Raw genomic sequence first — 26,645 nt, 5'->3', positions numbered from 1 at the left:
TCGGGCGGACGCGCCCTTCCTCGCGCATCTGCCGGAGCCGCGGGGCCGTGCACTGCCGGGTCATGCCAGTGCCCGGACCCCGGCGGTGACGAGGACGGCCGCGGCCACGACGGCCAGGAAGGGCGCGCGCAGCAGCAGGGCCACGGCGGCAGCGGCGACCCCCGCGGCACGCGCGTCCAGGACGAGCCGTACCTCGTCGGCGAAGGTCTGCTGTGCCGTCAGGGCGGCCAGCAGCGCCACCGGGACGAGCGCGGCGAGCCGCTTGGCCACCGGGCGTTCCAGAACACCGGCGGGGACGGAGAGACCCAGCAGTTTCGCCAGGTAACACCCCACAGCTGTGACGCCGATGGCGATCCAGACGCTCACCGTTCCTCCTCGCTCTCGTCCCCGCCGGCGGGCCCGGCGCTCGCTTCGTCGTCCGTCCGGCCCCCGGCCGGGCCCGCGTCGTTCCCCGGCGCCGCGGAGCGTCCCAGCGCGAAGAGCGCGACGGGGGCCGCCAGCGCCGCCACGAGTACGGGCACGCCCGCCGGCAGTACGGGCAGCAGCGCGAGCGCCGCCACGACGGCCAGCAGGGCCGCCGCCCGTTCGACGCGCTCGCGCAGCATCGGCGCCAGCAGAGCGAGGAAAACGGCCGGGCCCGCCGCGTCGAGCCCCCATGCCTCGGTGTCCCCGAGCGCCTCGGCGCCCAGGGCGCCCAGCAGCGTGGTGAGGTTCCACAGGGCGAAGAGCGAGGCGCCCGTGACGGTGAACCCGAGCCGGGCACGGCGGGTGTCGGGCTGCGCCAGCGTGACGAGGGACGTCTCGTCGATGACCCAGTGGGCCGCCACGGGACGCACCGTGCCGGGCAGCCGCAGCAGGGCGGACAGCCGCAGCCCGTAGAAGGCGTTCCGTACGCCGAGGAAGAAGGCGCCTGCCGCAGCTGTGAGGGGATTTCCGCCGGCGGCCAGCGCGCCGACCAGTGCGAACTGGGACGCTCCGGTGAAGACGAACAGGCTCAGCGCACAGGCTTGCGCGACGGTGATCCCCGCGCCCGCAGCTGTCACCCCGAAGGCGAACCCGGACAGGCCGACGGCGACACCGACCCCGAGCGCGTCCCGCGCGACCGCACGGTCGGCAGCCGCGCGCGGGCCGGTCTGCCGGGCCCTCTCCGCGCGGGCGTCCGCAGCAGAAGCGCCGTCGGCCGGGAACTCCTCCCTGGACGCGGTTTCCGTGCACGCGACGTCGCCCCGTGCGTCGGCAGGGACCGTGTCCCCGGCGTTCCCGGCGTTCCCGGTGTTCCCGGCGTTCCCGGCGGGGCCCGGCGCCTTGTCGTGCTCGTCGCGCGGCGCGCCGTCCCCCGCCGGTGCGGCGCCGCAGCGTCCGCGGGGCACCGCGGAGCCGTCATCTGTCTGGTGTGGCATGCGCGCGACGCTAGGACCGCACATCCTCGCGAGTCTTGTACGTTCTTGCGCGGCCCCGCTGGTAGGCGCCGGGCGGGATGCCCAGGACGCGGCCGAAGTGACGGGTCAGATGCGGCTGGTCGGTGAAGCCGACAGCTGTGGCGGCTTCGGCGGGCGGCAGCCCGGCGTCCAGGAGCCGCCGTGCCCGGTGCACACGCGCGGTGGTGAGCCAGGCGTGCGGCGGGAGGCCGTACGCGGCACGGAACGCGCGGGAGAGCGCGAAGGGACTGGTGCCCAGCCGCCGGGCGAGCGCCTCCAGGGCCGGCGGGTCGGCCATTTCCGTCTCCAGCAGCTCCCGCGCCTGCCGTGCGACCGCCGCGCCCGCCGGGTGCACGGCCCGGGCGGGCAGGGGGCCGCCGTTCCGCCACAGCAGACGGGCCACCAGGCTGTGCAGGACGCTGTCGGCGGCGAGCGCGTTGCCCTCGTCGACGGCGCGGTGCACCTCCTGCACCCAGCGTGCGGCCACCGGGTCGTGGAAGGCAGGCGCGGTGAAGCCGGGTGTTCCGCGCAGCGAGGTGGTCTCCGCGGCGATGCGCGCGACCAGCCGCGGGTCCGGGTAGAGCACCTCGTAGCGCCAGCCTCCGGGCGCACCGGCGTGTCCGGTGTGGAGCGTGTCCGGGTTGATCAGCGCGAGGGACCCGGGCCCGGCCTTGTACACGCTTCCGCCGTGGTGGAAGGCCTCGACGCCCCCGGTGATCGCGGCGATGACATAGGTCTCGTGGGTGTGGCGTGTGAACGTCTTGCTGATGTAGCGGGCCTGGAGCAGGTCGACCCCCGGCAGCTGCGGCGACTCCCAGTACCGCGCGCTCTCCCCTGTGCTGCTCATGCCATACATTCTGTGCCGCTCGCGCGGGCACGCGGCGGCACGCCCCGCCCGATCGGCCGGGGCGTGCCGCCGGACGCCTCGGCCCCGCTGCGTGCACACACCGTCACCCGGAGCGGGCCGCCGGGCCCCGGCCACGGAGCGGCCGCCGCTGTCGGTGCCGTGCTGCACGATGGGGAACATGGGCAGGACATCCGTGCTGGACGCATTCTCACCGGCGACCCGTGCCTGGTTCACGGGCGCCTTCCGTGAGCCGACCTCCGCGCAGGAGGGCGCCTGGCGTGCCCTGGCCCAGGATTCCGACGCGCTCGTCGTCGCGCCGACGGGCTCGGGCAAGACGCTGGCCGCGTTCCTCGCCTCCCTGGACGCCCTCGCCTCGACGCCGCCGCCCGCCGATCCCCTCAAGCGCTGCCGGGTGCTGTACGTCTCCCCGCTCAAGGCGCTCGCGGTCGACGTCGAACGCAATCTGCGCAGCCCGCTGACGGGCATCCGGCACGAGTCCGTCCGTCTGGGCCTGGCCGAGCCGGACGTCCGGGTCGGTATCCGCTCCGGCGACACCCCGGCAGCCGACCGCCGCTCCCTGGCCCGCCGCCCGCCGGACATCCTGATCACCACGCCCGAATCGCTGTTCCTGATGCTGACGTCCGCGGCCAGGGACGCGCTCTCCGGTGTGGAGACGGTCATCGTGGACGAGGTCCACGCGGTGGCGGGCACCAAGCGGGGTGCCCATCTGGCGCTCTCGCTGGAGCGGCTCGACCAGATGCTGGAGCGTCCGGCCCGTCGTATCGGCCTGTCCGCGACGGTCCGCCCGGTCGACGAGGTGGCCAGGTTCCTCTCCCCGCGCCGCAACGCGGCGATCGTCCAGCCGGCCTCCGGCAAGGAGTTCGCCCTCTCCGTCGTCGTCCCCGTCGAGGACATGGGCGAGCTGGGCAGCTCGCCCGCCCAGGACGCGGCCGGGCCCGGCGGCGGAGGGCCGGGCGGCGGCGGGAAGCCGTCCATCTGGCCCTCGGTCGAGGAGCGGATCACCGATCTCATCCAGGCGCACCGCTCCACCATCGTCTTCGCCAACTCGCGCCGCCTGGCCGAGCGTTTGTGCAACCGGCTGAACGAGATCGCCTACGAGCGGGCGACGGGCGAGCCGATGCCGGAGGACCACTCCCCGGCCGAGCTGATGGGCAACGCCGGAGCGGCCGGCGGCGCCCCCGCACTGATCGCCCGCGCCCACCACGGCTCGGTCTCCAAGGAGCAGCGCGCCCAGGTCGAGGAGGACCTCAAGGCCGGCCGGCTGCCCTCGGTCGTCGCCACCTCCAGCCTGGAGCTGGGGATCGACATGGGCGCGGTGGATCTCGTCGTCCAGGTGGAGTCGCCCCCGTCGGTCGCCTCCGGCCTGCAACGTGTCGGGCGTGCGGGGCATCAGGTGGGCGCCGTCTCGGCGGGCGTCGTCTTCCCCAAGTACCGCGGGGATCTGGTGCAGTCGGCGGTGGTCACGGAACGGATACGCGAGGGCGCCATCGAGGCGCTGCGGATCCCCTCCAACCCGCTGGACGTGCTCGCGCAGCAGATCGTGGCGATGGTCGCCGTGGACAGCTGGGACGTGGACGAACTGCTCGCCCTGGTACGCCGGGCCGCTCCCTTCTCCGGGCTGCCGGAGTCGGCGTACGTCTCGGTGCTCGACATGCTCGCGGGCCGCTACCCCTCGGACGCCTTCGCGGAGCTGCGTCCCCGGCTGGTGTGGGACCGGGTCACCAACACGCTCACCGGGCGGCCGGGTGCGCAGCGCCTGGCCGTCACCTCCGGCGGCACGATCCCGGACCGCGGCCTGTTCGGGGTGTTCCTCGCGGGGGCCGACCCGAAGAAGGGCGGCGGCCGGGTCGGCGAACTGGACGAGGAGATGGTCTACGAGTCCCGGGTGGGCGATGTGTTCACCCTGGGCACCACGTCCTGGCGCATCGAGGACATCACCCGCGACCGCGTCCTGGTCACCCCCGCACCGGGCGTCCCGGGCCGGCTCCCGTTCTGGCGCGGCGACCAGCTCGGCAGGCCGCTCGAACTCGGCCGCGCGCTGGGCGCGTTCGTGCGCGAGGTGGGCGCCCTCACCCGCGAGAGCGCGGAAGAGCGCCTGGCCGCCGCGGGGATGGACGAGCTGGCGCGGCGCAATCTCCTGGCCTATCTGGACGAGCAGCGCGAGGCGACGGGCCATCTGCCCGACGACCGCACGATCGTCGTCGAACGCTTCCGGGACGAGCTGGGCGATTGGCGCATCGTCGTCCACTCCCCGTTCGGTGCCCAGGTGCACGCGCCGTGGGCGCTGGCCATCGGCGCCCGGCTCACCGAGCGGTACGGCATGGACGCGCAGGTCATGCACGCCGACGACGGCCTGGTGCTGCGGCTGCCGGACGCCGAGCTGATGGGGCTGGACATGTTCGACGAGGAGCCGTCGTCCCCGTCGACGCCGGCCACCGACCCCGATCAGCCGCCGCTCGGCACGAACGACGTCCTGTTCGACAAGGGCGAGGTGGAGCAGCTCGTCACCGACCAGGTGGGCGGCTCGGCGCTGTTCGCCGCGCGCTTCCGGGAGTGCGCCTCCCGCGCGCTGCTGCTGCCCCGGCGCAGCCCCGGCAAGCGCACCCCGCTGTGGCAGCAGCGCCAGCGCGCCGCACAACTGCTCCAGGTGGCGAGCGAGTTCGGTTCGTTCCCGATCATCCTGGAGGCGGTACGCGAGTGCCTCCAGGACGTGTTCGACGTGCCGGGCCTGACGGAGCTGATGGGGGACGTCGAATCCCGCCGGGTGCGCATGGTCGAGGTGACCACCCCGGAACCGTCACCGTTCGCCCGCTCCCTGCTGTTCGGCTACGTCGCGCAGTACCTCTACGAGGGCGACTCCCCGCTCGCCGAGCGCCGCGCCGCAGCGCTCTCCCTGGACTCCCGGCTGCTGTCCGAGCTGCTCGGCCAGGCCGAACTGCGCGAGCTGCTCGACGCGGACGTGCTGCGGGAGCTGGAGCGGGAGCTTCAGTGGCGCACCGACGAGCGCCGGATCAAGGACGTCGAGGGCGTCGCGGACGCGCTGCGCGTGCTCGGCCCGCTGACGGGCGAGGAGTTGACCGAGCGCGGCGCCGAACCGTCCTGGCCCGCCGAGCTGGAGGCCGCCCGCCGGGCCATCCGGGTCCGCATCGCCGGGCGGGAGCACTGGGCGGCGATCGAGGACGCGGGCCGGCTGCGGGACGCGCTCGGCGCTGCCCTGCCGGTGGGCGTGCCCGAGGCGTTCACCGAGCCCGTCGCCGATCCGCTGGGCGATCTGCTGGCCCGCCACGCCCGCACCCACGGCCCGTTCACCTCGGGGGACGCGGCGGCCCGCTTCGGCCTGGGCACGGCCGTGGCCGACGGCGCGCTGCACCGCCTCGCCGCGGCCGGCCGCCTCGTGCAGGGCGAGTTCCACCCGGCAGGCGTGGGCCAGGAGTGGTGCGACGCGGGTGTGCTGCGCCGGCTGCGCCGCCGCTCCCTCGCCGCGCTCCGGCAGGAGCTGGAGCCGGTACCGCCGACGGCGCTGGCGGCGTTCCTGCCGCAGTGGCAGCACATGGGCACGGGCAGCCTGCGCGGCGTCGAGGGCCTGCTGCGCACGGTCGAACAGCTCCAGGGGGCGCCGGTGCCCGCCTCCGCGCTGGAGAAGCTCGTCCTGCCGGGTCGGGTCACGGACTACGCGCCGCCCCTGCTGGACGAGCTGACCGCCTCCGGCGAGGTCGTCTGGGCGGGCGCCGGCGCCCTGCCGGGCAAGGACGGCTGGCTCTCGCTGCACCTCGCGGACACCGCCCCGCTGCTGCTGCCGCCCCCGCACCCGCTGGAGCTGACGCCGGTGCACCAGGCGGTCCTGGCCGCGCTGGAGGGCGGCTACGGGCTGTTCTTCCGGCAGATCGCCCAGCGGGTGCGCGCCACGGAGCCGGACGCGACGGACGGACAGCTGGCTCAGGCCCTGTGGGACCTCGTCTGGTCGGGCCGTGTCACGGGCGACACCCTGGCTCCGCTGCGGGCCCTGCTCGGCTCCGGCCGTACCGCGGGATCGACGGCCCATCGCGCCCGGCGGCCGACACCGCGCGGCCGGTACGGCTCGTTCACCGCGGCCGCGGTGGCCGCGGGCACCGGCGCGGGGAGACGCGGCCCGGCGCGCGCCCCGGCCTCCGCGCCGCCGACGGTGGCGGGGCGCTGGTCGCTGCTGCCTCCGGCGGAGAGCGAGCCGACACACCGCGCACATGCGCTGGCCCGCACGCTGCTGGACCGGCACGGCGTCGTCACCCGTGGCGCGGTGGCCGCCGAGGGCGTCGAGGGCGGGTTCTCCGCCGCCTACCGCGTCCTGTCGGCGTTCGAGGAGAGCGGCCAGGCCCGGCGGGGCTATGTGGTGGAGGGGCTGGGCGCGGCCCAGTTCGCCATGGACGGCGCGGTCGACCGGCTGCGTGCCGCGAGCACGGCGCGTGAGCGTGAGGCGGGCGCCGGGCGCTCCGGCCCACGCGCCCTGGTTCTGGCGGCGGCCGATCCCGCCAATGCGTACGGCGCGGCCCTCCCCTGGCCGGCCCCGCCGGAGGGCGCCACCCACAAGCCGGGCCGCAAGGCGGGCTCCCTCGTGGTCTTGGTGGACGGGGCGCTGACGCTCTACGTCGAACGCGGCGGCAAGACGCTGCTGGCCTGGACGGGCTCCCAGGAGGGGGACGAGGCCGCCGGGACGGCGGAGGAGGAAGGCGGTCTCCGGCTCGCGGCCGCGGTCGACGCCCTCGCCGGGGCCGCCCGGCGGGGCGCGCTCGGCACGGTCACCGTCGAACGCGTCAACGGCGTACCGGCCCTCTCCTCGTCCCTGGCCACGGCCCTGGAGGCGGCAGGCTTCCACCCGACCCCGCGCGGCCTGCGCCTGCGCCCCTCGTAGCCGCCCGGCCGGGGCGCGACCGGCTGGGCACGTTCCGTGAGCGCGCGGGCGCCGGCGCACGCCCGTCCTCTCCCGGGCCCCGCGCACGCCTGCGACCATGGTCGTATGCCCGAGGGAGACACGGTCTGGCGCACGGCGCACGCGCTGCACGCCGCCCTGGCCGGCCATCCGCTCACCCGGACCGACTTCCGGGTGCCCCGCCTCGCCACCGTCGACCTCACCGGCCGCACCGTGCTGGACGTCACACCCCGCGGCAAGCATCTCCTGATGCGCATGGAGGGCGGGCTGACGCTCCACTCCCATCTGGGCATGGACGGCGCCTGGCGGCTCGACGCCACGCAGCACTCCGCCGCGGGCCGGGGACGCCCGGAGGCGTCAACTCCCCCGCCCCGGCTGGGCGGTTCCGGGCCCGCACATCAGATCCGGGCCGTCCTCGCCGTCAACGGCCGCACCGCGACGGGCTTCCGGCTGCCCGTGCTCGAACTGGTACGCACGGCCGAGGAGTTCACCGTGGTGGGTCATTTGGGCCCGGACCTTCTCGGCCCCGACTGGGACGCGGCGGAAGCCGAACGCCGACTGCTGCAAGATCCCCGGCGCCCGCTGGCCGAAGCGCTGCTCGACCAGCGCAACCTCGCCGGAATCGGCAACATCTACGCGGCCGAACTGTGCTTCCTCGCCCACACCTCGCCCTGGACACCGGTCGGTTCGCTGCCCCCGCACCTGCCGGCCCGCCTCCTCACCGTCGCCAAGCGGCTGCTGGAGGCGAACAAGGACAGCCCGGTACGCCGCACCACCACCAGCCCGCGCCCCGACCGCACCCTGGCCGTGCACGGCAGGGAGAACCGCCCCTGCTACCGCTGCGGCACCCCGATCCGCACCGGCCGCCACGGCCCCGCCGCACGCCCGCGCCTCACCTGGTACTGCCCGCACTGCCAGCCCGCCCCGCAGACGGACCCGCGGGCCTGAACAGCCGTACCGCACACGGCCGACGGGCCTATCCCCCGCGCCGTCGTCGCGGACCGGAACCGTGCCCGGCCCGCCCCCGAAGCCGCGGCTCCCAGCGGTACGCACGCTCCCGGCCCGCCCCTCCGCGCCGGCTCACATGCACCGGCAGCAGAGCGAGCCCCCAGCCGCCGGCGGCGACCGAGCTCTCCAGCGGCCCGACTTCGCCCACCGCGGTGCGCCACACCGCCCAGATCCACGCGCCGGCGGAGACGGCGGCCAGGGCGCAGCGGACGGCCGGCAGCGGATGTGCGGCGGTCATGGCGACACCTCCCGCCCGCTCGAACACCGATGAGCCGGGCCGCCATCCTCTCGCGTACCGGACGGGACCGCGACCGGAGCGCCGGCGCCCGCACACACCGAAGGCCCCGCCGGGGACTTTCCCGGCGGGGCCTTCACCTGCCTCTGCTGAAGCGGTACGTCCCGTTCCGTACGGGCGTCACGACCGCCTTGCGACGTCGGCCGTCAGGCGGCGACCACGTCCACGGCTTCCGTCGGCGCCTTGATCGTGACGCGCTCTTCGGGCACTCCGGTCATCGACGTGACCGAGAGCGGGTTGAGCACGGGCCGCATCGGCGCCGGCACCGCGTCGCTCGCTGCTGCGGACTCGGCCAGTTCGGCGAGCGCCAGCTCGTCGCTGACCTCCCGCATCAGCTCGGACATCCGCACATCGAGAGCGTCGCAGATCGACGAGAGCAGCTCGGACGAGGCTTCCTTCTGGCCCCGCTCGACCTCGGAGAGGTAACCGAGCGAGACCCGGGCGGACGAAGAGACTTCACGCAACGTCCGGCCCTGGCGTTGGCGCTGCCGACGCAGCACGTCACCCAGCAGGCGACGGAGCAGAATCATTGGTGCTCCTCCCTCTCAACGCGCGGCGTCTTCCACAGCCTGTATCCGGACTGCCAGTTGGCTCCGAATCCTTCAGGCTCCACCGTACCGCCTTGAACGGTGGCCGTGCGGGGAGCGATGTCGTGTTCACTCAGGGCTGCAAACATCCATTCCCCCCGGTCTGTTCCCTATCCTTTCCCCTGCATTCCCGCTGCAGCTCCTTGTACAGGAGCCGCAGGACACCCTGCACACTCTCCGCACGGATTCGGTCACGCCGGGCGGCCGATCCGCCCCTCTCGTCCCGCTCGTCCCGTGCGTCTCCGTCCCCCAGGAACAACCGCTCGGCAACCGGCTCCCCACACGGACCGGCGACCGCGACATACACCGTGCCGACCGGCTGCCCGTCCTGCGGCTCCGGACCCGCGACACCGGTCGTGGCCACACCCCAGTCGGCGTCCAGCGCGACGCGCACGCCCGCGGCCATCGCACAGGCCACCTCGGGATCCACGGCCCCGCGCCGGTCGAGCAGCTCCCCGTCCACCCCGAGCAGATCCCGCTTGAGCCGGGTCGCATAGGCCGTCACGGAGCCGACGAAAGCACGCGAGGCGCCCGCGGCAGCGGTCAGCTCGGCCGCCACCAGACCGCCGGTCAGGGACTCGGCCGCGGCGAGCGTCTCCCCGCGCTCCCCCAGCATCGCCACTGCCGTGGCCGCCCGCGAGGCGACAGCTTCCGTCACCGATCCGCTCCCTCCGAAACCTCCCGGGCGCGCTCCGCCTCGGCGGCCAGCCCGGCCCGGCGCAGCACGACGGCCTGCCGGACGTAGTCGAGACCCGTGGCGACGGTCAGCACCACGGCGACGGCCATCACCCACCAGCGCAGCGTGGCCAGCGGACCGGTCAGCGCCAGCACGTACATACCGACGGCCACGCCCTGGGTGAGGGTCTTCATCTTCCCGCCCCTGCTGGCGGGGATCACCCCGTGCTTGATCACCCAGAACCGCATCAGGGTGATGCCCAGCTCCCGGACGAGGATCACGGCCGTCACCCACCAGGTGAGATCGCCCAGGGCCGACAGGCACACCAGGGCCGCGCCCATGATCGCCTTGTCCGCGATCGGGTCCGCGATCTTCCCGAAGTCGGTCACCAGGTCGTGCCGCCGCGCCAGCTCGCCGTCGAACAGGTCGGTGATCATGGCGACGGTGAAGGCGGCCCACGCGAACGAGCGCCAGGCCGGGTCGTGCCCGCCCTCGGCGACCATCAGCAGCACGAACGCGGGCACCAGCAGCAGGCGCACCATCGTGAGGATGTTGGCGATGTTCCACAGGCTCACCCGGCGCGCGTTCGCCGCCGTCTTCGGCTTCGCGACGGGTCCGCGCCCCGCCGCCGAGGCCGGGATTCCCGTCATCTGCCCGCCTCCTCACTGCCGCTCCCGCCTGGCGCGGATACGGCCGCGAACGCGAGCGGCTCGGCGACGAGGTCTACCCCCTCGGCCCCCACCACACGTGCCTCGACCATCTGCCCGACACGGAACGGTTCCTCCGGTCCGTCCCCACCGGTACCCAGGGACGGCACGAGCCGCACCTGTCCGTCGGTCTCGGGTGCCTGGTGCACACCGCGGCCCACCGGACCGTCCTCCGCGTCCACGGCCTCCACCAGGACGTGCACCGTCTCCCCGACGCGCTCCTCGGCGCGCTGGGCCGTCAGCTCCTCCGCGAGCTGCGAGACCCGTGCCAGCCGCCGGGCGACCTCCTCCTCGGGCAGCTTCTCGGCGTAGCCCGCGGCCTCGGTGCCCTCCTCGTCCGAGTACCCGAACACCCCGATGGCGTCCAGCCGTGCCTCGGTGAGGAAACGCTCCAGCTCGGCGACGTCCTGCTCGCTCTCGCCGGGGAAGCCCACGATGAAATTGGAGCGCACGCCGGCGTGCGGGGCGTGCTGTCTGATCTGCTCCAGCAGGCCCAGGAACCGCTCGGTGTCGCCGAAGCGCCGCATGGCCCGCAGCACACCCGGCGCCGAGTGCTGGAACGACAGATCGAAGTAGGGGGCGACCTTCTCGGTGCCGGTGAGGACCTCGATCAGCCCGGGCCGCATCTCGGCCGGCTGGAGGTAGCTCACGCGCACCCGCTCGATGCCGTCCACAGCGGCCAGCTCCGGCAGCAGCGTCTCCAGCAGCCGGATGTCGCCCAGGTCCTTGCCGTAGGAGGTGTTGTTCTCCGAGACGAGCATGATCTCGCGCACGCCCTGCTCCGCCAGCCAGCGGGTCTCGGTCAGCACATCCGAGGGGCGGCGCGAGACGAAGGCGCCACGGAACGAGGGAATGGCACAGAACGAGCAGCGCCGGTCGCAGCCGGAGGCCAGCTTCACCGAGGCGACCGGGCTGCTACCCAGCCTCCGGCGCAGCGGGGCGCGCGGTCCGGAAGCGGGCGCGAGCCCGGCGGGCAGATCCGCGGGCGCCGAGGCCGCCGCCTCCTGCCCGGCGGCGCCGTGTCCCGGCAGCGCCACCTCGGCCGCCTGCCGCTCGACGGGGCTGACGGGCAGCAGCTTGCGCCGGTCCCGCGGCACGTGCGGGGTGTGCGTCCCGCCGCTCAGGATCGTCTGGAGCCGGTCGGAGATGTCCGCGTAGTCGTCGAAGCCGAGCACGCCGTCCGCTTCGGGCAGCGCCTCGGCCAGCTCCTTGCCGTACCGCTCGGCCATGCAGCCGACGGCCACCACGGCCTGGGTTCTGCCCTGGCCCTCACCGGCGGCCGTCTTGAGATCACCGGCCTCCAGCAGCGCGTCGACGGAGTCCTTCTTGGCCGCCTCGACGAAACCGCAGGTGTTGACGACGGCGACATCGGCGTCGGCGGCGTCCTCGACGAGGTCCCAGCCGTCCGCTGCCAGGCGGCCGGCGAGCTCCTCGGAATCCACCTCGTTTCGTGCGCAGCCGAGAGTGACGAGGGCGACGGTACGGCGTTCGGGCATGGGCTCAGCCTACTTCGTCCCTCCCACACCACTTGCCGCGAGGTTCTCCCCGCTCTCCCGCACCCCGGCCGCCCGCGCACGGGCGCCTCAACCGGCCTCCGGATCACCCCGGGTGTAACTGAGCCGCTGCACCTGTCCGACCTCGCCGACGTGCTCGACCTCCTTGCCGTTGACGAACAGCTTCACGCCACCCGCGTTGCCCAGCACGAGATCCAGCCGCTTGTCGTCGGTGAGGGTCTTCGACTCGCCCTCCTTGAGCACCCCGTCGTGGATCAGCCGCCCGTTGTGGTCCTTGGCCGAGACCCAGCTCTTGCCCTGCTCGGCCGTCACCCGCACCGTGACCTTGTCCGCCGGGGCCCCCGCGATGGCGCTGTCGGACGGTTCGGGGTCGGCCGGCCGGGAGGGGCTCGGCTTGTCGCTGGGCTTCGCGGTCGGGCTCTGGGAGGGGGTGTCCTCGGCGACGGGCTTGCCGGACTCGCTGTCGCCGCCGCTGAAGAGGGTGAAACCGACGAAGCCGATCACGATCACGATCGCGGCGACCATGGCCGCCGTCCAGTTCGGCCGGCGCGGCTCCGGACGGATCCGCTCCGCCTCGAACAGCGTGCCGGGAGCCGTCGGTGCGGGGCGCCCCCCGTGTTCCTCGTCGAACTGCTCGACGAGGGCGTCGCCGTCGAGGCCGACGGCCCGGGCGAGGGTCCGGATGTGGCCGCGTGCGTAGACGTCGCCTCCGCACCGCGAGTAGTCGTCCTGCTCGATGGCGTTCACGATCGGGACCCGCACCCGCGTGGACGCACTGATCTCGTCCACGGACATCCGCGCGTCGATACGGGCCTGCTGGAGGGCTCGACCGACCGAAGGCCGGTCCTCTTCGGGGGAGTTGCCGATGGACACGGGGGCGCCTTTCGAGCGTGTAGCCACCTGCTGGAGGTTCAGTCTAGGGGCGGAGCAAAAGGGTGGGGCAAGCGGGCGGAGCGAGTTTGTCCGCCATCCGGGACGGCCGCAGCACGCGGCCGGAGACCATCTCACCGCTCCACTGCCCAGGTTGACGTACCTGCCGCGCCCGGGGTTGCCTCGCTCGCCCTTTCGAGTGAGCCCTACCGGCTCCCTGCGCCCTCCCCGCACCCTCTCCGCGCTCTCCCGCGCCCCTCGGAACCGGCGCCGGCCGCTACGGCTTGCCCCCGCCCCGGATCGTCTCCAGCACGCCCTCCAGCTCGTCCGGCTTCACCAGCACATCGCGTGCCTTGGACCCCTCGCTCGGGCCGACCACACCGCGCGACTCCATGAGGTCCATCAGCCGCCCGGCCTTGGCGAAGCCCACGCGCAGCTTGCGCTGGAGCATCGAGGTGGACCCGAACTGGGTCGAGACGACCAGCTCCGCCGCCTGGCAGAGCAGATCCATGTCGTCGCCGATCTCCTCGTCGATCTCCTTCTTCGGGCCCTGCCCCCCGGTGACGTCGTCCCGGAAGACCGGCGCCATCTGCGCCTTGCAGTGCTCGACGACGGAGGAGACCTCCTGCTCGGTGACGAACGCCCCCTGCATCCGCACCGGCTTGCTCGCGCCCATCGGCAGGAACAGCCCGTCGCCCTTGCCGATGAGCTTCTCGGCGCCCGGCTGGTCCAGGATGACGCGGCTGTCGGCCAGCGACGAGGTCGAAAAGCCCAGCCGGGAGGGGACGTTGGCCTTGATCAGACCGGTGACGACGTCCACCGAGGGCCGCTGCGTGGCCAGCACCAGGTGGATACCGGCCGCCCGGGCGAGCTGTGTGATCCGCACGATCGCGTCCTCGACGTCCCGCGGGGCCACCATCATCAGGTCGGCCAGCTCGTCGACGATCACCAGCAGATACGGGTAGGGCGCCAGCTCGCGCTCGCTGCCCTCCGGCGCGGAGACCCGGCCGGCGCGCACGGCCTCGTTGAAGTCGTCGATGTGCCGGAAGCCGAACGCTGCCAGATCGTCGTAGCGCAGATCCATCTCGCGCACGACCCACTGCAACGCCTCCGCCGCCTTCTTGGGGTTGGTGATGATCGGCGTGATGAGGTGCGGGATGCCCTCGTAGGCCGTCAGCTCCACCCGCTTGGGGTCCACCAGCACCATCCGCACATCCTCCGGCGTCGCCCGCGCCATCACCGAGGTGATCAGGCAGTTGATGCAGGAGGACTTGCCGGAACCCGTCGCACCCGCGACGAGGATGTGCGGCATCTTCGCGAGATTGGCCGAGACGTAGCCGCCCTCGACGTCCTTGCCGAGGCCCACCAGCAGCGGATGCTCCTCGCCCGCCGCCTCCGCGGAGCGCAGCACGTCCCCGAGATTGACCATCTCGCGGTCGCTGTTGGGGATCTCGATGCCGACGGCCGACTTGCCCGGGATGGGGTTGATGATGCGCACGTCCGGGCTGGCCACGGCGTAGGCGATGTTCTTGGCCAGCGCGGTGATCTTCTCGACCTTCACGCCCGGGCCCAGCTCGATCTCGTAGCGGGTCACCGTCGGGCCGCGGGTGAACCCGGTGACGGCCGCGTCCACCTTGAACTCGGTGAAGACCTGGCTGAGCGACTGCACCACCTGGTCGTTGACCTCACTGCGTGCCCGCCCCGGGCCGCCGCGCTCCAGCAGATCCAGCGACGGCAGCGAGTAGGTGATGTCCCCCGACAGCTGGAGCTGTTCGGCCCGCGGCGGCAGGGAGTCCGGCTCGGGCGGCGCCGGCGCCTTCGTCAGATCCGGCACGGGGGACCCGTCGGCCGTCTGCCCCGCTCCGGCCCCGCTGTCCTCACGGGCGCCCGGCACGGCGGACGCGTCGCTGCCCTTGCGGCTGCGCGCCTTGGAGACGGAACTGGTCAGATCGGCCACCAGCGGCGAGGGCTGCACCCCGTTCAGCACCGCGCCGTCCAGCGAGGCGGCGGCAGCCGCCGCGACGTCGACCGCGTCCACGGTCTTCTCGGTGCCGTCCGCGTCCTCCGGCAGCTGCTGTGCGCCCGCGCGCTTGCCCTTGCGCCCGGCGCGCCGCCGGTCGAGCGCCTCCTTCTCGGCCAGCGCGGGCTCGATGTTGTCCTTGCGCATGTTGTGCCGGCGACCGGACGTCTGCTCGGGCTCCGCGTCCTCCTCGTACACCTCCTCGTCCGCCGGCTGGACGACGCCGAGGCGCACACCGGCGGCACGCAGCCGCTGCGGAATGGCGTTGACCGGCGTCGCCGTCACCACGAGGAGGCCGAAGACGGTGACGAGCACCAGCAGTGCCACGGCGAGCATGTCGCCGAGGGTGGTGATGAGCGGCCGCGAGACGCCCCAGCCGATCAGGCCGCCCGCATCGCGTACGGCGTCCTCGCCCTCGCCCCGGCCTGGCGCACCGCAGCCGATGTGCACCAGCCCCAGCACGCCGACGACCAGAGCCGAAAGGCCGATGACGATACGGCCGTTGGCCTCCGGCCGCTCCGGGTGCCGGATCAGCCGCACGGAGATCACCGTCAGCAGTATCGGCACCAGCAGGTCCAGCCGTCCGAAGGCACCGGTGACGAGCATCTCCACCAGATCGCCCACCGGGCCCTGGAGGTTGGACCAGGTGCCCGCCGCCACGACCAGCGCGATGCCCAGCAGCAGCAGCGCCAGCCCGTCCTTGCGGTGCGCCGGGTCGAGAGCCTTGCCGCTGCGTCCTATCCCGCGCAGCAGCGCGCCCAGCGCGTGGGCGACGCCCAGCCAGCACGCCTTCACCACACGGAAGATGCCGTTCGTGGGGGACGGTGCCGGCTTGCCCTTCGGCTTGGCCGCCGCCTTCTTCTTCGCCGGCGCCTTCTTGGCAGGTGCCTTCTTGGCGGGTGCCTTCTTCGCCGGGCTCTTTTTCGCGGCAGCCTTCTTCGCTGGCGCTTTCTTGGCTGCCTTTCCTGTTCCCGACGTACGTGAGGCCATGGGGGTGAGGTTACCTGTGCCGGTCACGCGAGGCACGGATGACCGGGGCACGGAGGGCGGCCGCCGCCCGGGCGGGAGCCCGTCGTTCCGCCCGGAGCCGGGAGACGGTCAGTTCTGCGAGGGCACCTGCTGCGAGGGGTCACCGCCGGTGCCCGGGTCCAGCGCGTCAAGTGCCCTGCGCAGCCCGCCGAGTTTGCGTTCCAGATGTGCGGCGGTCGCCGCCGTCGCGGTGTCGGCGGTGCCGTCCAACTGCTTGGTGAGCACTTCCGCCTGTTCCTCCACCGCGGCCAGCCGCGCGGACAGCTCGACCAGGAGCCCCGGCGTCTCCGGCTCGCCCTCCTCGTCCGGCCCGCCGGGCTGCTGCTCGGCCGCCTGCCCGCCCTCCAACTGGAGGCGCAGCAGCGCCGCCTGCTCACGCAGCTGGACGTTCTTCATGTAGAGATCCACGAAGACCGAGACCTTGGCGCGCAGCACCCACGGGTCGAACGGCTTCGAGATGTAGTCCACCGCGCCGGCCGCGTAACCACGGAAGGTGTGATGCGGCCCGTGGTTGATCGCGGTGAGGAAGATGATCGGGATGTCCCGGGTGCGCTCCCTGCGTTTGATGTGCGCCGCTGTCTCGAAGCCGTCCATGCCCGGCATCTGGACATCCAGCAGAATGACCGCGAAATCGTCCGTCAGCAGCGCTTTGAGCGCTTCCTCCCCTGACGATGCCCGCACCAGCGTCTGATCGAGCGCGGAGAGAATGGCCTCCAGCGCCAGCAGATTCTCCGGCCGGTCATCGACCAGGAGGATCTTGGCCTTCTGCACCATGGCCCGTCCTCCTCGCCCCGGCAGCCCTTCGGACGCCGCCCCTGGGAGCGGCTCTCTGTTGCCGCCGCCCGTCCTTGTGCCGGTCATGGTAGCCGCACCCTGCGACCCGCCACACCCTGTCACCGAGATGTCACTGTGCACGTAGCAGAAACGCACCAGGGGACCAAAAGGTTCCCGCTGCACCGCGTTTCCACACGTTACCGACCACACTGAGTCAGCATGTGGCCCGCCCCGGACCACCGTGTCACAGTCCTCAGCCCCCGATCCAGCGGCGCATGACGGACAGCAGATGATCGGTGTCCACCGGCTTCGTGACGTAGTCCGAGGCGCCGGCCTCCAGGCTCTTCTCCCGGTCGCCCTTCATCGCCTTGGCCGTCAGCGCGATGATCGGCAACCCGGCGAACTGCGGCATCTTGCGGATCGCCGCCGTCGTCGCGTAGCCGTCCATCTCCGGCATCATGATGTCCATCAGCACGACCGCTGCGTCGTCGTGCTGTTCGAGCACCTCGATGCCCTCGCGGCCGTTCTCCGCGTACAGCACCTGGAGCCCGTGCTGTTCCAGGACGCTGGTGAGCGCGAAAACGTTCCGGATGTCGTCGTCGACGATGAGCACCTTACGGCCCACCAGACCGCCGCCACCCGCGGTTTCCGGCTCCGCGACGGCCGTACCCTGCGTCTCGGCGCCCTCTGCCGCCGCCTCAGCGGGCTGCGGCACGACGGCCGCCTCGGCACTGCTCCCGTTCTGGGACGCGGGGGCCGGCTGCGCCTCGGGCGGCAGCTCCGGCGCCTGCCCCGTACCGGAGCGCATACGGTGCCGGTCCGCCAGGACGTGCGCGGCCTCCTGCGCCGCCTGCTCGGGGCTCGGCTCCTCCGGCCCGGCGGCCTGCGTGACGGAGCCGGAGGGGGCCTCGGCGCCCTCCACGGCCGGGCCGCCGGTCTCGACGGGCTCGGCCGCGGCGGCGCCCGTGTCCGCCGCCGCGATCGCCAAGGTGGCGCCCGAGCCCAGCTGGGCGTAGCCCTGCGGCGGCAGCTCCGTGGGGTGCAGCGGCAGGTAGAGCGTGAACGTCGAGCCGCGGCCCGGCTCGCTCACGGCGTAGATCTCGCCGCCCAGCAGCCGGGCGATCTCACGGCTGATGGACAGCCCCAGGCCGGTGCCGCCGTACTTGCGGCTCGTGGTGCCGTCGGCCTGCTTGAACGCCTCGAAGATCACCCGCATCTTGCTCTGGGCGATGCCGATGCCGGTGTCCGTCACGGAGAACGCGATCAGTTCGGCGTCCGGGTCGCTCAGCGAGCCGGCCTCCAGCATCTGCTCCCGGATCGCGTCCGGCACGTCCTGCTGTGCGGCGCTGATCACCAGCTCGACGGCCCCGCTGTCGGTGAACTTCACCGCGTTCGACAGCAGGTTGCGCAGCACCTGGAGCAGCCGCTGCTCGTCGGTGTGCAGGGTCGGCGGCAGCTCCGGGGAGACCCGCACCGAGAAGTCCAGGCCCTTCTCCGCGGTCAGCGGACGGAACGTTGCTTCGACGTAGTCGACCAGCTGCACCAGCGCGATCCGGGTCGGGCTGACGTCCATCTTGCCCGCCTCGACCTTGGACAGGTCCAGGATGTCGTTGATCAGCTGGAGCAGATCCGAGCCCGCGCCGTGAATGGTCTCGGCGAACTCGACCTGCTTGGGCGAGAGGTTGTTCTCCGCGTTGTCCGCGAGCAACTTGGCCAGGATCAGCAGCGAGTTGAGCGGAGTACGCAGCTCGTGCGACATGTTCGCCAGGAACTCGGACTTGTACCGCATCGAGACGGACAGCTGCTCGGCACGCTCCTCCAGAACCTGCCGCGCCTCCTCGATCTCCCGGTTCTTGATCTCGATGTCGCTGTTCGTCTGCGCCAGCTGCTCCGCTTTCTCCTCCAGCTGTGCGTTGGATTCCTGCAACGCCTTCTGCCGGTTCTCCAGCTCACCGGAGCGCTCCTTGAGCTGCTTGGTCAGCTCCTGCGACTGCTCCAGCAGCCGCTCGGTACGCATGTTGACGCTGATGGTGTTGACGCTCGTCGCGATCATCTCGGCGATCTGGCTGAGGAAGTCCTTCTGGATCTGCGCGAACGGCTGGAACGACGCCAGTTCGATGACCCCCAGGACGGTGCCCTCGAAGATGACCGGCAGCACGACCACATGTGCGGGCGGCGCCTCCCCGAGCCCCGAAGAGATCTTCAGATACCCCGGAGGCACGCTCTCCACCATGACCGTGCGCTTCTCCTTCGCGGCCGTTCCCACGAGGGATTCACCCGGCCGGAACCGGGTGGGCATGGTCTCCGTGCTGTACCCGTAGCTGCCCAGCATCCGCAGCTCGTAGGAGCCGTCCTCGCTCGGCCCGGCGCCCACGCCGACCGCGCCCTCCGGCGTCCCGGGCGGCAGCGAGATGAAGAACGCGCCGTGCTGTGCGGAGACCACGGGGGTCAGCTCGCTCATGATCAGCCCGGCCACGTCCCGCAGATCGCGGCGGCCCTGCATCAGCCCGGAGATCCGGGCGAGGTTGGTCTTGAGCCAGTCCTGTTCCTGGTTGGCCAGCGTCGTCTCGCGCAGGTTGGCGATCATCGTGTTGATGTAGCCCTGGAGTTCCAGGATCTCGCCGGCCGCCTCGACGTCGATGCGCACGTTGTGATCGCCGCGCGTCACCGCCGTCGCCACCTCGGCGATGGCCCGCACCTGCCGGGTGAGGTTGCCGGCCATCTCGTTCACCGAGTCGGTCAGGTCCTTCCACGTACCGGCGACGCCCGGCACCCGCGCCTGACCGCCCAACTCGCCCTCGGTGCCCACCTCGCGGGCCACCCGCGTCACCTGCTCGGCGAACGACGACAGCTGATCCACCATCGTGTTGATCGTCGTCTTCAGTTGCAGGATCTCGCCGTTGGCCTCGATGTCGATCTTCTTCGTGAGGTCACCCTTGGCGATCGCCGTGGTCACCATCGCGATCTGCCGGACCTGGCCGGTCAGATTCGACGCCATCGAGTTCACCGACTCGGTGAGGTCCTTCCACGTGCCGGCGACGCCCGGCACCCGCGCCTGGCCGCCCAGCACACCGTCCGTACCGACCTCCCGCGCGACGCGGGTGACCTGGTCGGCGAACGAGGAGAGCGTCGTGACCATCGTGTTGACGGTGTCCGCCAGCTGCGCGACCTCGCCGCTCGCCTCCACGGTGACCTTCTTCGTCAGATCACCGTTGGCGACGGCCGTGGCCACCTGCGAGATGTTCCGCACCTGGCTCGTCAGATTGTTGGCCATGATGTTGACGTTGTCGGTGAGGTCCTTCCAGATGCCCGACACGTCCCGCACCCGCGCCTGGCCGCCCAGCTGGCCCTCGGTGCCCACCTCGCGGGCCACGCGCGTCACCTGCTCGGCGAACGAGGAGAGCGTGTCCACCATCGTGTTCACGGTGGTGACGAGCGCGAGCACCTCGCCCTTGGCGTCCACGGTGATCTTCTTCGACAGATCGCCCTGGGCGACGGCCGTGGTGACCTCGGCGATGTTGCGCACCTGTGAAGTGAGGTTGTTCGCCATGAAGTTGACCGACTGCGTCAGGTCCTTCCACGTCCCCGAGAGGCCCTTCACCTCGGCCTGGCCGCCCAGGATGCCCTCGGTGCCCACCTCACGGGCCACCCGCGTCACCTGCTCGGCGAACGACGACAGCTGATCCACCATCGTGTTCAGCGTCGTCTTCAGCTCCAGGATCTCGCCCCGCGCATCGACGTCGATCTTCTGCGAGAGATCACCCCGCGCCACAGCTGTGGCGACCTGCGAGATGTTGCGCACCTGGCTGGTGAGATTCCCGGCCATCCCGTTGACCGAGTCCGTCAGCTCCCGCCACACGCCCGCGACACCCGGCACCTGGGCCTGGCCGCCCAGCCGCCCCTCCGTGCCGACCTCCCGCGCCATACGGGTCACCTGGTCGGCGAACGCGGACAGCTGGTCGACCATCGTGTTGATGGTGTTCTTCAGTTCGAGGATCTCGCCGCGCGCGTCCACCTCGATCTTCTGCGAGAGGTCGCCGCGTGCCACAGCCGTGGTCACCTGAGCGATCTGCCGCACCTGCGACGTCAGATTGTTCGCCATGAAGTTGACGGAGTTCGTCAGATCCCGCCAGGTGCCCGAGACCCCGTCGACGCGTGCCTGACCACCGAGCCGGCCCTCCGTGCCGACGTCCCTGGCCATCCTGGTGACCTGCTCGGCGAAGGACGACAGCTGATCGACCATGGTGTTGACGGTGTTCTTCAACTCCGCCATCTCGCCGGAGACATCGACCGTCACCTTCTGCGACAGATCGCCATTGGCCACCGCGGTCGTCACCTGCGCGATGTTGCGCACCTGCCCGGTCAGGTTCCGGAACGCGGTGTTCACCGAATCCGTGAGGTCCTTCCAGGTGCCGGCGGCCCCCGGCACGGCGGCCTGGCCCCCGAGTTCGCCGTCGACCCCGATCTCCCGCGCGACGCGCGTCACCTCGGCACCGAACGACGACAGCTGGTCAACCATGGTGTTGACGGTGCTCTTCAACTCCGCCATCTCACCCGAGACATCGACCGTCACCTTCTGCGACAGATCACCGTTCGCCACGGCCGTCGTCACCTGCGCGATGTCCCGCACCTGAGCCGTCAGATTCCGGAACGCGCTGTTGACCGAGTCCGTCAGGTCCTTCCAGATCCCCGCGGCCCCCGGCACGACGGCCTGCCCGCCCAGCACCCCGTCCGTGCCGACCTCGCTCGCCGCACGCGTCACCTCGTCCGCCAGCGTGCGCAGCGTGTCCGTCATGGCGTTGATGGTGTCCGCGAGCTGCGCGACCTCGCCCCGCGCGTTCACGGTGATCTTCTGCGACAGGTCGCCGTTGGCGACAGCGGTGGTCACCTGAGAGATCTCCCGCACCTGGGAGGTCAGATTGCCCGCCATGAGATTGACGGAGTCCGTGAGGTCCTTCCAGACACCCGCGACGCCCTCCACCCGCGCCTGACCGCCCAGCTGACCCTCGGTACCGACCTCCCGCGCGACGCGGTTGACCTCCGACTGGAACGAGGAGAGCTGGTCCACCATCGTGTTGACGGTGTTCTTCAGCTCCAGCATCTCCCCCGCGACATGCACGGTCACCTTGCGTGACAGATCGCCCTTCGCCACCGCGGTCGTCACCAGGGCAATGTCCCGCACCTGAGCCGTCAGCCGGGACGCCATCGTGTTGACGGAGTCCGTGAGGTCCTTCCAGGAGCCCGACATTCCGCGCACCCGGGCCTGCCCGCCGAGCTTGCCCTCGGTACCGACCTCACTGGCCACCCGCGTCACCTCGTCGGTGAACGCCGACAGCTGGTCGACCAGCCCGTTGACCGTACGGCCGACCTTCAGGAACTCCCCCCGCAGCGGGTGCCCGCCCCCCTCGGAGCCCCGCGAGCGCAGATCCATGCGCTGCTCCAAGTCACCGTCCGCGACGGCCGACAACACCCTGCCGACCTCCGAGACGGGCCGGACAAGATCGTCGACCAGTGCGTTCGCCGCGTCGATCGCCGAGGCCCAGGAACCCTCACAGGTGCCCGTCTGCAAACGCTCCGTGAGCTTTCCTTCACGGCCGACCACACGCCGTACCCGGGACAACTCACCGGTGAGATGCAGATTCTGGTCCGCCACCTCGTTGAATACGGCGGCGATCTCGGCCATGGGGCCCTCGCCCGTGACGGTGATGCGCTTACGGAAATTGCCGTCACGCATCGCGGTCAGCGCGGTCAGGAGCTTGTTCACGGAGGCGGCATCCACCTCGATCGTCCCGTTCTTGCGGGAGCGACCGCCCTTCGCGCGCGTGTTGCTGCTGCGCGCCGCTGCGCCAGACTCCACTGCCCCTCCTGCGGGTCGACCTCTCGCTGCCCGGGCCCTTTACTCCGAGCCTTCCCAGTGTTTCACCCTGCCCGAACCCGGCGATAACAGTTCGGCAGCATGGCATATCGCACTCCACCCCCGGCCTGGGCGGAAATCACCCGCATCCGGCAGCCACCGGCCCAGAGAACGTAAGTAACCTTGGCACCCGGCTGTCCCGGAGCCCCCCACGCGGGTGGGCCACCAACCACCGGACCGACCGGCGGGGGGCGACACAGTGGGCAGCGGTGCGAGTACGAAGGGCAACGGAGGGGCGCTGCGGTGACGCAAGAGCAGAGCGCCCGGTGTGGGGGCACCCCGGCCGGGCCCCCTGGGCCGGACGGCCCGGCGGCCGAGGCGGAGCGCCTCCCGGTCGTGGGCGCGCAGCGCACACCGACGCACCTTGCCGACAGGACGTCCATGGGGAGACAAGTGATCACCGCCCGAGCCGCCGCCACGTTCGAACCGGTCGGCCGCTCGGTCGCCACAGCGCGCGGCTTCGTGCGCGACACCCTCCAGGGCTGGGGCCTGGCCGACATCGTCGACGACGCCGTCGTCCTCACCAGCGAGCTGGTCACCAACGCCGTGGTGCACGCCGGTACGGCCGCCGAGGTCGTCTGCCTGCGCGACGACGACGGCGCCCGCGTCGAGATCATCGACCGCTACCCGGAACGCGAACTACCGCTCCAGGAACCCGGCCAGTTCCCGGTGAGCACCGACCGCGAGGGCGGCCGCGGACTGCTGCTGTGCGCCGCGCTGGCCACCCGCTGGGGCGTCGACTACACCTCCTCCGACAAGCGCGTCTGGTTCCGGCTGGATCTGCCCGAACGCCCCGTCGGCACCCGCACCGCCGGGCCGCCGCTCCCGGACACCGCCCTCCCCGTCACCGACACCCGCGTACGGGTCGCCGTCGTCCAGGTCGACCGCAACGGCTGCATCAGCGCCTGGAACGAGGACGCCACCGACCTCTTCGACTACCCCGCCGAGCAGGTCATCGGCAAACCCCTCACCGACCTGGCCGCCTGGCCGCACACCCCGGGCACCAGCACCGGTATCGCCGAGGCACTGCGGCTCTCCCGCTGGGAGGGCTCCTACGGGATGCGCGGCGCCGACGGCCGCACCGTCCCCGTCTACGCCTCGCACCTGCGCGTACGGGACAGCGACGGCGAACCCTCCACGGTCTGTCTGCTCGTACGCGACCACGAGCGCGCCGTCCTGCAGTCCCCGCCCCGCGTCCACGCCCACGACACCGCCGGCGGCGCCTCCGACGCCCAGGACACCTCGGCCGCCGACCCGTTCGAGGTCTTCATCGGCTCCCCGGCCCCCGACGACCTCGACGGCCTGCTCCAGCGCACCGTGGAACGCGCCCGCGACATGCTCGACGGCGACGCCGCCTACCTCCTGCTCGCCACCGACGACGAGACCGAGCTGGAGGTACGGGCCTCCACCGGGCTCCCCTCCGCCCGGCAGCGCTTCGCCCGCGTCCCCGTCGAGGCCGGCAGCGGACGCTACGGCTCGGCCCGGATGCCGTCCGTCCACGAGGACCTGTCCATCGTGCCGGGCGCCGTCCCGCTGCTGACCGGCACCGGCATGCGCTCGGTCGTCACCGTCCCGCTCAAGGTCGAGGGCCGGCTCACCGGCTCCCTGGGCGTCGCCACCGAGGCGCCCGGCCGCTACACCAACGAGGAGGCGCTACGGCTCCAGTTCGCGGCCGACCGGATCGCGCTGGCCGTCGAACGCGCCCGGCTGACCGAGCTGGAACGCCTGCGCCGCGGCTCGCTGTCCTTCCTCGTCGAGGCGTCCGACCTGCTCGCGGGCACCCTCGACCGGGACCAGACGCTGGCGCTCGTGGCCCAGATGACGGTGCCGACGCTGGCCACCTGGTGCGCCGTCTACACCGTCGCCGAACCGGGCTCGGAGCCCAAGCTCTCCTACGTCCTGCACGAGGACGAGGACCGCATCGACAACCTCAAGGCGCTGCTGGCCAGGGTCCAGCCGCCGGAGCCGGTGCCCACGCCGGGCGCCAGCGTCTGGACCGCGCCCAGCGACGCCGCGCACTCGGCCGCGCTGCGCACCTCCCTGCGCAGCGTCGCGCTCAACCAGGACGACGCTCACATCGCCCCGGGCACCACGCTCGCAACGGCGGCCACCGTCGGCGGCGAGACCGTCGTCCTGCCGCTCGTCGCCCGCAACCGCGTCATCGGCATGCTGACCCTCGGCAAGCCCACGGACGAGCGCTTCCGCCAGGAGATCCTGGAGCTCGCCGAGGACCTCTCCCGACGCGCCGCCCTCGCGCTCGACAATGCCCGCCTGTACTCGGAGCGCACGGCCATCAGCCAGTCGCTCCAGCGCAGCCTGCTGCCGCCGGACCTGCCCGAGATCACCGGCGGTGTCGAACGCGAGGTCATCTACCGCGCCGCGGGCGAGGGCAACGAGGTCGGCGGCGACTTCTACGACCTGTTCGAAATCGCCGACGGCACCTACGGCTTCGCCATCGGCGACGTGTGCGGCACGGGCCCCGAGGCCGCGGCCGTCACCGGACTCGCCCGCCACGCCCTGCGGTTGCTCGCCCGGGAGGGGCTCGGCGGCCCGGCCGTCCTGGAACGCCTCAACGCCGCCATCCTCGACGAGGGCGCCCGCAGCCGCTTCCTCACGCTCCTCTACGGCGAGATGCGCCCCCAGGAGGACGGCAGCGCCGAACTCAAGGTCGTCTGCGCCGGACACCCGCTGCCGCTGCGCCTGCGCCAGGACGGCTCGGTCGAACCGGCCGCCGACCCCCAGCCGTTGCTCGGCGTCATGGACGACCTCGAACTGTACGAGCAGACGGTCACCCTCGACCCGGGCGATGTCCTGCTCTGCGTCACCGACGGCGTCACGGAACGCCGCGAGGGCACCCGCATGCTCGGCGACGACGGCCTGGCCGAAGTGCTCACCACCTGTACGGGATTGACCGCCGGCGCGGTGGCCGCCCGCATCATGCGCGCCGTGGAACGCTTCGCCACAGCCGCGCCCTCCGACGACATGGCCATCCTCGCCATGCGTATCCCGGAGTGATCACACCGGCCGCCGAAAACGCAGAACCGAGGACGGAGAAACGCAGAAGGGGGCCCCGCCGGTCGGCGGGGCCCCTTCTGCTGTGCAAGAGCCCCAAAACGGAATCGAACCGTTGACCTTCTCCTTACCATGGAGACGCTCTGCCGACTGAGCTATTGGGGCGCGGCCAGCGGGAAAGATCTTACCCGATCCCCCGCCCCGCGAACGAATCCGCGCCCGGACTCCCGTCGGCCCTTCGCCTCACCGGCTCCAACCGGCGGCGCACCGGCCCCTGTTCAGCTCGCCCGTTCCCGCAACAGCCCGCCCAGCCCGTTGCACGCCGAAACCATGTGCTGGAGCTCGCGCTTGGTCATCGAGGCGGCCAACGGAAGCGCCAGACACTCGTCCGCGGCCTGCTCGGACACCGGAAGCCGCACCCCGCTACGGAACCCGGGCACGAGATGTGCCGGCACCCGCACCGGGACCTCGCTGTGCACCCCGCGCAGCCGCAACGCCCGCCGGAACGCATCCCGATCCGGCCGCCCGTTCCCCGGCACACGCACCACGAACGACGTGTAGGCGTGCTCGGCGGAGCCAGGCGGCACCACCACGCCCCGCAGCCGCCGACTCAGATAACCGGCGTGCTGCCGACGCCGCACCGCGTCCACCGCGTCGGCACGCGGCAACGGCTCCCAGGCGCACACCCGGGCTCCCACACGCGCGCCCAACGCCCGCAACCCCGCCATGTTCGCCGGCTGTCCGAAGAGATGCACCGGGACGATCGCCGCCGTCCGCGGCGACACCCGCGCCTCCGCAGCGCCCGGATCAAGACAGAAGTCATCGGGATCGACATCCGCAAACACGGGCCGAGCGCCCAGCTCCCGAACGGCCTCGGCGATCTCCAGCCCCCCGAAGGACGGCACGATCACCTCGTCCCCCACAGCGATACCGGCCTCGGCCACATCCCTGGTCCCCATGCCGAGGATGCTGCGGGCGCCACATGAACTCCAGGTGACCAGAAAACAAAGAGCCGTGGTCCTCGGAATCAATTCCAAGGACCACGGCCTC

16 protein-coding genes and 1 tRNA gene are annotated in these 26,645 nt (G+C 72.2%); 3 read left to right on the top strand and 14 right to left on the bottom strand.

The features are described 5' to 3' along the window. Window positions 1-60: 60 nt before the first annotated feature. Genes SCA03_RS12200 through SCA03_RS12190 form a run of 3 tightly spaced genes read right to left on the bottom strand, consistent with a single transcriptional unit; the run spans window position 61 to window position 2,265 of the window. Complete coding sequence (locus SCA03_RS12200) at window positions 61-366, bottom strand: AzlD domain-containing protein (RefSeq protein ID WP_030877199.1); 306 nt, start codon at window positions 364-366, stop codon at window positions 61-63. Beyond that, window positions 363-1,400: an AzlC family ABC transporter permease gene (locus SCA03_RS12195; protein ID WP_230988611.1), complete on the bottom strand. Its 1,038-nt coding sequence runs from the start codon at window positions 1,398-1,400 to the stop codon at window positions 363-365. The genes SCA03_RS12200 and SCA03_RS12195 overlap by 4 nt, the downstream gene beginning before the upstream one ends. A 10-nt stretch (window positions 1,401-1,410) precedes the next feature. Then, window positions 1,411-2,265 carry an AraC family transcriptional regulator gene (locus tag SCA03_RS12190; protein ID WP_030877205.1) on the bottom strand — a complete coding sequence of 285 codons (855 nt, stop codon included), beginning with the start codon at window positions 2,263-2,265 and terminating at the stop codon, window positions 1,411-1,413. Window positions 2,266-2,443: 178 nt separating this feature from the next. On the opposite strand from SCA03_RS12190, the gene SCA03_RS12185 reads away from it, so the two are divergent. Further along, window positions 2,444-7,171, top strand: coding sequence for an ATP-dependent helicase (locus tag SCA03_RS12185; protein WP_230988610.1), 4,728 nt, complete (start codon window positions 2,444-2,446; stop codon window positions 7,169-7,171). Window positions 7,172-7,276: 105 nt separating this feature from the next. Continuing rightward, window positions 7,277-8,137, top strand: coding sequence for an Fpg/Nei family DNA glycosylase (locus SCA03_RS12180; protein ID WP_086816773.1), 861 nt, complete (start codon window positions 7,277-7,279; stop codon window positions 8,135-8,137). A 28-nt stretch (window positions 8,138-8,165) separates the two neighbouring features. On the opposite strand, the gene SCA03_RS12175 is transcribed toward SCA03_RS12180, so the two are convergent. From SCA03_RS12175 to SCA03_RS12135, 9 genes are all read right to left on the bottom strand, one after another. Next, window positions 8,166-8,435, bottom strand: a complete 270-nt coding sequence (locus SCA03_RS12175; RefSeq protein WP_037865705.1) for a hypothetical protein — start codon at window positions 8,433-8,435, stop codon at window positions 8,166-8,168. A gap of 203 nt (window positions 8,436-8,638) precedes the next feature. Further along, entirely contained in the window at window positions 8,639-9,022 is a 384-nt protein-coding gene (locus tag SCA03_RS12170; protein WP_030877217.1) for a helix-turn-helix domain-containing protein, read from the bottom strand. A 130-nt stretch (window positions 9,023-9,152) separates the two neighbouring features. Then, complete coding sequence (locus SCA03_RS12165) at window positions 9,153-9,695, bottom strand: CinA family protein (protein WP_030877220.1); 543 nt, start codon at window positions 9,693-9,695, stop codon at window positions 9,153-9,155. A 38-nt stretch (window positions 9,696-9,733) separates the two neighbouring features. Further along, window positions 9,734-10,405, bottom strand: a complete 672-nt coding sequence (gene pgsA, locus SCA03_RS12160; protein ID WP_030877224.1) for a CDP-diacylglycerol--glycerol-3-phosphate 3-phosphatidyltransferase — start codon at window positions 10,403-10,405, stop codon at window positions 9,734-9,736. Next, window positions 10,402-11,958, bottom strand: coding sequence for a 30S ribosomal protein S12 methylthiotransferase RimO (gene rimO / locus SCA03_RS12155; RefSeq protein ID WP_030877227.1), 1,557 nt, complete (start codon window positions 11,956-11,958; stop codon window positions 10,402-10,404). Before rimO ends, pgsA begins: the two co-directional genes overlap by 4 nt. 87 nt (window positions 11,959-12,045) lie before the next feature. After that, complete coding sequence (locus SCA03_RS12150; RefSeq protein ID WP_030877231.1) at window positions 12,046-12,849, bottom strand: helix-turn-helix domain-containing protein; 804 nt, start codon at window positions 12,847-12,849, stop codon at window positions 12,046-12,048. A 274-nt stretch (window positions 12,850-13,123) separates the two neighbouring features. Continuing rightward, on the bottom strand, window positions 13,124-15,856 hold the full coding sequence (locus SCA03_RS12145) for an FtsK/SpoIIIE family DNA translocase (protein ID WP_030877233.1): 2,733 nt from the start codon (window positions 15,854-15,856) through the stop codon (window positions 13,124-13,126). 108 nt (window positions 15,857-15,964) lie between these two features. After that, window positions 15,965-16,669: a response regulator gene (locus SCA03_RS12140; protein ID WP_030877238.1), complete on the bottom strand. Its 705-nt coding sequence runs from the start codon at window positions 16,667-16,669 to the stop codon at window positions 15,965-15,967. Window positions 16,670-16,922: 253 nt separating this feature from the next. Next, entirely contained in the window at window positions 16,923-22,526 is a 5,604-nt protein-coding gene (locus SCA03_RS12135; protein ID WP_086816768.1) for a HAMP domain-containing protein, read from the bottom strand. Between the two features lie 438 nt (window positions 22,527-22,964). On the opposite strand from SCA03_RS12135, the gene SCA03_RS12130 reads away from it, so the two are divergent. After that, window positions 22,965-25,598 (top strand): SpoIIE family protein phosphatase, encoded by a 2,634-nt coding sequence (locus tag SCA03_RS12130; protein ID WP_078872852.1) that lies wholly within the window; start codon window positions 22,965-22,967, stop codon window positions 25,596-25,598. Between the two features lie 89 nt (window positions 25,599-25,687). Here SCA03_RS12130 and SCA03_RS12125 read toward each other — a convergent pair. Both SCA03_RS12125 and SCA03_RS12120 read right to left on the bottom strand, forming a co-directional pair. Beyond that, a tRNA-Thr gene (locus SCA03_RS12125) sits at window positions 25,688-25,760 on the bottom strand. Between the two features lie 113 nt (window positions 25,761-25,873). Next, window positions 25,874-26,554: a DegT/DnrJ/EryC1/StrS family aminotransferase gene (locus SCA03_RS12120; protein ID WP_030877245.1), complete on the bottom strand. Its 681-nt coding sequence runs from the start codon at window positions 26,552-26,554 to the stop codon at window positions 25,874-25,876. Window positions 26,555-26,645: the final 91 nt, after the last annotated feature.

Origin of the sequence: Streptomyces cacaoi (genome assembly GCF_006539165.1) — a bacterium.
In the GTDB taxonomy this organism is placed as follows: Bacteria; Actinomycetota; Actinomycetes; order Streptomycetales; family Streptomycetaceae; genus Streptomyces; species Streptomyces cacaoi.
Note: the sequence above shows the minus strand (reverse complement) of the source record. Positions and strands in the feature narration are given on the sequence as shown.

Bases quoted from the DNA above. Each gene is read 5' to 3' on its own strand.
- SCA03_RS12195 (WP_230988611.1), bottom strand. From the start codon at position 1,400: ATGCCACACCAGACAGATGACGGCTCCGCGGTGCCCCGCGGACGCTGC.
- SCA03_RS12190 (WP_030877205.1), bottom strand. From the start codon at position 2,265: ATGAGCAGCACAGGGGAGAGCGCGCGGTACTGGGAGTCGCCGCAGCTG.
- SCA03_RS12185 (WP_230988610.1), top strand. From the start codon at position 2,444: ATGGGCAGGACATCCGTGCTGGACGCATTCTCACCGGCGACCCGTGCC.
- SCA03_RS12180 (WP_086816773.1), top strand. From the start codon at position 7,277: ATGCCCGAGGGAGACACGGTCTGGCGCACGGCGCACGCGCTGCACGCC.
- SCA03_RS12175 (WP_037865705.1), bottom strand. From the start codon at position 8,435: ATGACCGCCGCACATCCGCTGCCGGCCGTCCGCTGCGCCCTGGCCGCC.
- SCA03_RS12170 (WP_030877217.1), bottom strand. From the start codon at position 9,022: ATGATTCTGCTCCGTCGCCTGCTGGGTGACGTGCTGCGTCGGCAGCGC.
- SCA03_RS12165 (WP_030877220.1), bottom strand. From the start codon at position 9,695: ATGCTGGGGGAGCGCGGGGAGACGCTCGCCGCGGCCGAGTCCCTGACC.
- pgsA (WP_030877224.1), bottom strand. From the start codon at position 10,405: ATGACGGGAATCCCGGCCTCGGCGGCGGGGCGCGGACCCGTCGCGAAG.
- rimO (WP_030877227.1), bottom strand. From the start codon at position 11,958: ATGCCCGAACGCCGTACCGTCGCCCTCGTCACTCTCGGCTGCGCACGA.
- SCA03_RS12145 (WP_030877233.1), bottom strand. From the start codon at position 15,856: ATGGCCTCACGTACGTCGGGAACAGGAAAGGCAGCCAAGAAAGCGCCA.
- SCA03_RS12140 (WP_030877238.1), bottom strand. From the start codon at position 16,669: ATGGTGCAGAAGGCCAAGATCCTCCTGGTCGATGACCGGCCGGAGAAT.
- SCA03_RS12130 (WP_078872852.1), top strand. From the start codon at position 22,965: ATGGGGAGACAAGTGATCACCGCCCGAGCCGCCGCCACGTTCGAACCG.
- SCA03_RS12120 (WP_030877245.1), bottom strand. From the start codon at position 26,554: ATGGGGACCAGGGATGTGGCCGAGGCCGGTATCGCTGTGGGGGACGAG.